This window comes from Gordonia sp. NPDC057258 (genome assembly GCF_042668985.1).
Classification (GTDB): Bacteria; Actinomycetota; Actinomycetes; order Mycobacteriales; family Mycobacteriaceae; genus Gordonia; species Gordonia hongkongensis.
This window is the reverse complement of sequence record NZ_JBHUXZ010000050.1, coordinates 23980-31932: the sequence shown is the minus strand read 5'-3', so window position 1 is coordinate 31932 and position 7953 is coordinate 23980. Positions and strand designations below refer to the sequence as shown.

General features: G+C 57.3%; 5 protein-coding genes. 1 reads left to right on the top strand and 4 read right to left on the bottom strand.

Translation table 11 applies throughout. The features are described 5' to 3' along the window. Nucleotides 1–119: 119 nt before the first annotated feature. Entirely contained in the window at nucleotides 120–1415 is a 1296-nt protein-coding gene (locus ACFUEJ_RS22730; RefSeq protein ID WP_388032075.1) for a cutinase family protein, read from the top strand. Nucleotides 1416–1545: 130 nt separating this feature from the next. On the opposite strand, the gene ACFUEJ_RS22725 is transcribed toward ACFUEJ_RS22730, so the two are convergent. From ACFUEJ_RS22725 to ACFUEJ_RS22710, 4 genes are all read right to left on the bottom strand, one after another. Beyond that, complete coding sequence (locus ACFUEJ_RS22725) at nucleotides 1546–2982, bottom strand: polysaccharide biosynthesis tyrosine autokinase (RefSeq protein WP_388032080.1); 1437 nt, start codon at nucleotides 2980–2982, stop codon at nucleotides 1546–1548. 1472 nt (nucleotides 2983–4454) lie between these two features. Further along, complete coding sequence (locus tag ACFUEJ_RS22720) at nucleotides 4455–5543, bottom strand: polysaccharide pyruvyl transferase family protein (protein ID WP_388032073.1); 1089 nt, start codon at nucleotides 5541–5543, stop codon at nucleotides 4455–4457. 63 nt (nucleotides 5544–5606) lie between these two features. Next, nucleotides 5607–6455, bottom strand: a complete 849-nt coding sequence (locus tag ACFUEJ_RS22715) for a nitroreductase family protein (RefSeq protein ID WP_388032072.1) — start codon at nucleotides 6453–6455, stop codon at nucleotides 5607–5609. 182 nt (nucleotides 6456–6637) lie between these two features. Next, nucleotides 6638–7927, bottom strand: coding sequence for a flippase (locus ACFUEJ_RS22710; RefSeq protein WP_388032069.1), 1290 nt, complete (start codon nucleotides 7925–7927; stop codon nucleotides 6638–6640). Between the last annotated feature and the right edge of the window lie 26 nt (nucleotides 7928–7953).

The following is a 7953-nucleotide window of genomic DNA, read 5'->3' as shown; positions in this document are numbered from 1 at the left end:
TGACCGTCGTCGTGCTGCTTATCGTCTAACGCCATGCTCATAGATTGTCCTCTCACTGATGAGCACTGGACTTACACAGACCATCTGACACCCCCCGCCTGAACGCTGCAGGCCGGTCGATGGCTACGACCGCGATCACCGATCCCGACTACCCCGCTTATGGCATCGACACGCTTATCGGTCTGGCGCCCAAGTACTTCGCCGGCGTCGGCCATGGCCGCAACGCGACCGCCGACCTACTGCGCCGCTGGGCCGCCGACTCAGCGTGCGACCACCAACAAGTGGTCCTCGCCGGATACTCCCAGGGCGCCATGGTCATGCACCAGCTCGCGGCTGCCATGTGGCAACCGAAAGGAATCCTCCCGAATTCCGACGCCCAGATAATCCCCCGAGTTGCTGGCGTCGTCCTGATCTCTGACCCCGACCGCACCGGGAACGACGCGAGCGAGAAGCCGATCGAACCCTCACCTGCAGGCAGGGGCGTCGACTACTTCTTCACCCATCCGAATCCGAACCTCGGTCTCGGCGTACTCGCGTGGAAAGACAAGGTCTTCACCCTGTGCATCGATAACGATCCGGTTTGCGCATTCGAGGGGCCCGGCGATCTGAACGACGAACAGTTCGCTCTGCACAGCACCTACGAACAATCACCGAATCTCGCGACCGCCGCGCGCGCGATCAAACTTGGATTCGCCGACGACACACCGGCACTCGACCAAAACTCACTTACTGTTACCACTATCAAGGGGCAAACCATCGCGCACAAACTACGTGCGACCACCGGGAGAGGATGCACAGTCCAGTGGACTGTGCCCGCCCCCAACAAGATGCCCAACGGGACCTGGCTCACGTCCGGAGGCACGATCTCTGGGAAACCCATCACAACAGGAACCTTCAGAATCGGAGTCGTCGCCCGCTCAATCTGCGGGCCCGGGCGCGCCATAAAATCAGCCAGCGCGGACATCACAATGAAAGTCCTTCGTGACGACCCAGCAGCAACATACGGCAGCTTCTGCCCACCCGGCACGCCGCTAGAAGTGACTTTCCCACCGTTGGTGATCGGACAACCATACGACGAAATCTGGCACCCACAGTTCCTCGACACATGCAAGCCAGGAAACCAAGTCCTCATCTATGACACGGTCCATCTGGATGAGTTTGGGATGCAGATCCTGCCCGACAATCACCCCTGGCCCACCCCGTACGACAGTCCAGACCAAGGTAGAAAGAACTTCGGATTCCGAGTGGTAGGCGTCCCAGGACTGCCTCGGAACGAGTTCTACGTAAAAGGCAGCCCGATCATGGCCAATCTCGTGCTGAGATGGTGTGCCACTGGACCGCAGGTCCGGACATGCCGAGACGTACAGCAGGAATTCAGAATACGGATCCCAACTCAGGTACCAGCTGGCTTCTGAGCGTACTCACCACATAGCGCGGGTGTTGGTGGTGTGGGTCAACCACGGCGCCGACATCTCCGCCACACCGCAACTCGACAACCAGGTTGGATGTCACTCATTCGTGCAGCAGTCCCAACGGCTCCGGTTGTCAGCCCACTGGCGCTGCTCGCGACTTTCCGACCTTCTTACCACCGGACCCAGCCGCCTTCTGATCGGCGGACGCGTACCCGTACGCATAATAACCCGCGGACTCTCGGCAGTCGCCCAGAACAAACCCGATGACGTTAGCTTGCGATTGTTCCAGAGTATTTAGCGCGGTCCGAACTTCCGTAAGACTACTACGGCCTGCGCGCACAACCACTATCGCGGCGTCACACCACCGCGACAAGATCGAGGAATCCGCGACGGGGAGCACCGGGGGAGAATCGACGACTACGTAATCATAGAGCGATGCAAGCTCCGCTATGCCGTCGCCGAGCCGTTTCGACTCGAGCATCTCAGCTGGATTGGGCGGCAGTGGACCCGCTGCCAACACGAACGAATTCGTCTGGTCGCCTGCTTGCACCACCTCCTGGAGGGACATGTCTCCCCTGAGCCAGTTGGTTAGGCCAACCCCTGCGGAAGCACTCCCCGAGCGGTCGCCTACTTGGGGACGTCGAAGGTCCGCGTCGACCAGAATCGCACGACTGCCAGACTCGGCCAACGCGGCGACAAGGTTCATCGCGGTGGTCGTTTTGCCCTCTGCCGAGATCGGACTGGTTACAAGCAATACGCGGGGAGGTGAGTCCACGTTGTAGAAGGACAGCGCAGTTCTCAGCTTTCTGAAGGCTTCCGCAGCTGGAGTCGCTCCACGAGAGAAGTCCAACACCTTCTTGGCACCTAGCTGCTCGTCCTTGGGAACAGAGGCGAGCACGGGCAGATCAGACACGCGAACGATGTCACCCTCCGACCGAATTGAAGTCGAATACCGACCACGGAGAACGACGCCGAGGGATGAAATAAGTAGACCTAGCGCAGTCGCGAGGCCAACGATCCTGCCTACTTGGGGAGACACAGGCGAGCTATTCGCGACAGCTGGTGACACGACCGTGACTTTGGCGAGCGGTGAACCTCCGCCGGCAGGCGTCTCCAAGGTCGACACGTAGCCAATAAGAGCCGATGAAACAGCATTTGCGAGGTCCTCCGCGACCGCCACATCAGTACTCTGGGCGGAGACGTTGAGGAGAACAGTGTCGTCAGGTGCACTGGCGGATATCGCAGATTTTGCTTCGGAGACGGACATTTCCACACCTGAGCTGTCAATTGCCGTCCGAAGAATCGAGTCAGAAGTCACGAGTCGGCTGTACGACGCAACCCGGAGTTGAGACGCCAGGGACCCTTGATAGGCCGTCTGCACCGAATCCTCAGTACCGGAAGTCACGTACAACGAGGCCGTTGCCCGGTACACGGGTTGCTGCAGCATGCAATATCCGACACCAGCCAACGCGAACAGAACCGCAGTCAAAAGGATTACCCACCACCCTCGACGGAGGGACTGGACGGTATCACTTGGCGCGAGGATATCGGTAACCCGATTCGAGTTCATCATTCCGTCCATTTCGTACGACGACCAAAGATCGACACTAGACTAATTGCGATCGAACGTGAAGCGCGCTCCGCATTCAAGAAGCGGCCCGCCACCCATAGACCACAGTGGCACCCTTGAAACTGGTGAATCCGCCGGATTCCTCATCGCCGTAGTACTCGAGTTCAGACACGGCAACCATCGGACTCTGCGACCCCAGTACGGGGGACGGTCGTGCAAGCATCGCACTTGACTCGACGATCTCACTTACCCTCTCGTCCACTCTGTTCAGACGTGAACGATCATCTCCATCTCGACTGGCACAGTAACTTGCTGGTTCCGACCGCGGGTACCCGTCGAAGCACATTCCAGCGAGATAATTTGCGGCGGTGTCATATCCAATACGACTCCCTGCGGTCACGAGCTCTCGTGTAACCCACGTCCCGCCAACATCTTCAATCACGAAATACTTTGCATCCGACTCGCGACCGATAACCCAGTCAGCGTAGCCGATAGCCGCTGGCGCCGGTCCGTCCGCCGCCCAGAACAGCCGGCGACTACTACCGGGAGGCAAGGCCGGCACAAGTCGTCCTAAACGCTCGTCTTCATACGGAATTAAGCCCTGGGAGAATACGTTACGTGGCGGTAGGTGATCGACTCCATGACCAGCAACCACTCCAGTCTCGGTGTCGATCTCGAAGTAACTAATAAAGTTTCGTCCGCGCCCCGTCGCGGGGTTAAAACCGAGCGCGCACCTTAGAATCAAGCGGCCACCTACTCCATAGGTGACACCGCACGTAAGATAAGACAGACTTTCACCAGATGTTATCAAAAAGGTCGGTCGCAGGCCATCTGAAGACCATCGCACCGTACCTGCCGCTTGATTCACGACCATATTCGCAACCATCCAACCGACCACAGATGATCGGTTCGCTGCCGGAACACGCACGCGGGAAAAGACTAGGTAGAGGTCCTCTCTGTTATTTGAGCGCGTTGGCACGTGAAACAGTTTCACATACGAGCACAAACCAGGCATCTCGAGATCATGCGCCGACGAGGACTCGATACCCCCAATTCCGCCCAACTCTTCACTCAGGCGCACTCGGATGCGATTGTCCCTATCATGATTGGCCCACGCTACGATCCCGCGCCGGCCCCCTTCCACCAAAACCGCTGGGCAGTTGTGGTCGTCAGGCGGTAGGCGATCCAACACAATTCGGCGCGAGCCATCTCCTTGACTGTCAGACTCAGACACCACGATCTCGCCCCCAGAACCAACACCACCTGCAAACACCCGCGTAGCCAGGCGGTCAGGCGTCACACAGACCGGTTGCGACCACCACTCGAGCAGACTGTCATCGAACCGCGCCACTACCGTCCAGGCCGGCCCGGACGAGGTCTCACCACTCGCCCCTATTCGACAACCGGATAGGAGTGCAGCTGCGAAGCCCCCGGCCAAGAGGGTCCGACGTGACACCAGAGGCTCTGAAAGATCACCCACCATGAACAGTTATCCTGCCCTCAATTACGTCCGCAACTTCGTCCCACATACGCTCGCTTTCATCTTTAATCCGAATAACGGATTGACTGAGGGTCGCTTGCAGGCGTTCCATATCGTCCACTAGTGAAATGACTTCTTCGACTACCGAAGAGCCACCTGTTGGATCGGATAGGAGTTCGGGCAGACCGACCTCATTGACGAGTTCCAAATACTTATGACTCCAACCGTGAACAAAAACAGGAACTGCCGATGACATGCAGCTTATCGCCGCATGAAATCTACCTGAGACGGCATACTTGCAACGCGAAAGTAAGTACTTCGATTGTCGACCATTCAGACCCGATACCAGGGGAACAGCTTCTTGTCGAGAAAGATCTTCAACAACCTGCTTGTCACCACCGCTTTCATGGCATAGAAAAAAAGGTCGGTCACCACGACGCCGGATCTCCGAAATCCAAGCCTGCAGATTAGCTGCGTACGCGTTGCGACTAATTCGTTCAGAAATGTTCCAGTTCGGAACCAGTGCAACTCCGCCAATCGCGTCGTCAAAACCAGCAACATGTTCGGGCGGAACGGAGAAGGTGAAGTCGGGTTTCAACGCGACTTTCCTGCCAATGGCGCGTTCTGAGCAGGTACTCACCACGTGATCGAACGACACTTGGTCCCGGGCGTAGACACGGGCAGACGCTTCCACAATTTCCCTCAAGGCTGTTTGCGACTCCGGCGACTCAAAAGGCCCAAAGGCCTGCGGCAAGAGCACGAGAGGCAAACCCCGATCACTCCAGTAGCGGAGCGCACGTGCTCTCGCAGAGAGGTCTAGCGCAATCCATTGATCACTGAATACGAAACCTGACACATCTACCACACCAGAGATATCGTTGCTACCAAGATAGGGAAATCGCTGCGCCAGAAAGGAACTCGACCGAGCGAAACAAGGCCGTTGTAGGTGGAGATTCAACCGGTCGCTGAACGCCACGCTGTCGACGCCCAGCCAGCGCTTCTCCCGCTCAGAACCGGTTTGCATCGACATCGCAGGTGCTAAGCCACGGGATCTCATGGCCTCCGCGACTGAGGCGATCATGAGGTAAGCACCTTGATTCGTGAAGTTGCCACCTGTAATCAAAACCGTTTTTCTCGACATGCTTCAGCTCTCCCGATTCCCGAGCTGCGTGAAAGCCCGGACCGCGGCCAGGTCTTTCTTGCCAGATGCCGGAACGGCGCTTTCAGAATCACCGTAGCCATACGCGATCAGCATCACTACCCTCTCGTGATTCTCAAGACCCACTAAACGTGCAGCGCGTCTCGAAAGCGCCGAAAGGGAAGGCCAGTTGATGCAACAGCTTGACACTCCGTGAGATTCCAACGAAAGTAGCACACCCATGATCGCAAGTCCGGCGTCTGTGTAGATCAAATGCCGATCTCGGGGATGCCCATACGCTGATAAGTCGCCTACAACAACCAATAATGATTGGATCTTCTCCAGATAGCCAGCGGTGCCTCCGACTAGCGCGGCTACTTCGCGCGCATCGTCGGGACGCTCTAGCACAAGAAAACGGTACGGAAGCCTGTTGCAAGCTGAGGGAGCCTGAATCCCGGTCCGAATCGCCTCATCGACGATCCCGCGGTCAACCACTTTCGGCAGAAAGCTACGAACAGACTGCCTCGCTTCGCACAGCTCACGAAGCTCGCTTGGCTGCACATGCGAAGGCTTGGTGTCGGCCAAAGGGGCTGGGGACAATCGTTTCACAGCGCGCCCTGTCGCGTCGAAGTCCTCGGTATCGGAGCGACTCGATTCGAACAATCGGCGGGCTCTATCCGCAGGAGCTGAACGGCCGACAGGCACGGCCTCAAAGTACGCTTCGAGTACATCCCACGCCCACTGACGCGTCAGATCATCCGTTGTGCAAACCATGAATGTCTCGACCAATTCTTCGATGTACGCCTCTGCGAAGACGGGCCGTCGTGGTGACATCGACAAGCCTTTCTCGAGCATGTGTACATGCCGTCGAAGGAAATACTCGCTTGCACCACGGCCGCGGTCACTGTGGTGGCGGTGCAACCCACTGTATAGAGATGCTACGTCACCTTTCATCGCGCCGCCGGCGACCAACGACCGGACCACCACGGCCCACACCGCCCGCCGGCGAACGAAACGCTTCGCCTCAGACACACGTATCACTGCGCTCGCCTCGCTTTCACTCTGGTCCAAACGGTCAGGGCTGGTGCAACAAACGCTCTAGCCATCATTACCCCGCTCGCGCGACTATCCTTGAACAGGAAGGTAAACAAGAACGATGCGCTTATAGTGGAAGCCACCAGCGCCACCGCTGCTCCATCCGCGCCGAATTCAGGGACCAGCACGAGACACAAACCCAAATTGAAAATAGCTCCGAGTGCGTATCGACCTGCACTCATCCACAGACGGTTCTCTACAATGATCCATTTACTGAAAACTGCGGCCATACAAACGAACGGGGTACCAATTGCGATGATCTGCAGCACAAGCGCAGAGTCAGCGTACCGCGGTCCGTAAATGACATCGATCAATGGTACGCCAATGGCCAGTAAAATTGCCGCGAAAGCGATGCCCGCCCAGCAAGCTAGGCTGTACGAGCGCTGAAGATAGCGAGCGTATTCTGTGGCCGCGGAGGATTTTCGGACCGCGATAAGAACAGACATCGTCGCCGTTGTATACGCCATTGGTAGCACGAAAGCAATATCCGCGATACGCGCAGCAGCCGAGTACACAGCGACCCCAGTCGCACCGGAGACTAGTTGAAGTACTACGACGCCGCTTCGCAAACTCAATTGGTTCAGACAAGCGGATACGGCGAGAGGAAACCCCGACTTTGCGAGCTCCCGGATGCGCACCAGCGACGGTACCTCGAACGAGGACGGGCGGGTGAACCGCCAGTAGACTACCAGGATGGCCAGAGCCGTCACGGCAAACTCGATCACGTACAGCCAAACCAGAGTCAAGAGCGAGGCGTTCATCAACAGGGCAAACAACCGAATCCCGAAGAATGAACACATGCATACGATCTTGACGAAAGCGGTGACATGAGTTTTCAGATTCGCTTGGAACCACAATTCGGGACCGTCAAGAACTTTAGCAAATGCTCCAAGAGCTGCAATTGCGGTAACTAGTTGCGTTTCGGAATCAACACGGACTAGCGCAAGAGCGCCGAAGACTGAAAGATAGAGCGTCGCAGTAAGTACTTCTCGGACTATCAGCACTCCGACCGTGGTGGTCGCGCGACCACTCGGGTCTTTGGCGTAATCTCGGACAGCGAGGCCATACAATCCAGCTGTCCCTACGGTGGCTATGACGCCAGCAATTGTCGTGGCGAAACTGTACTGCCCGAATTCGTCGACCGAGACGCTTCTCGCGAGTAGAATCGAGAAAATTCCTATTGTTGCCACGTTGCAGAGCTGTTGCAGGGTCGCTGACATGCCGCTGATCATCGCGATCTGCCTACCGCTTGACACTC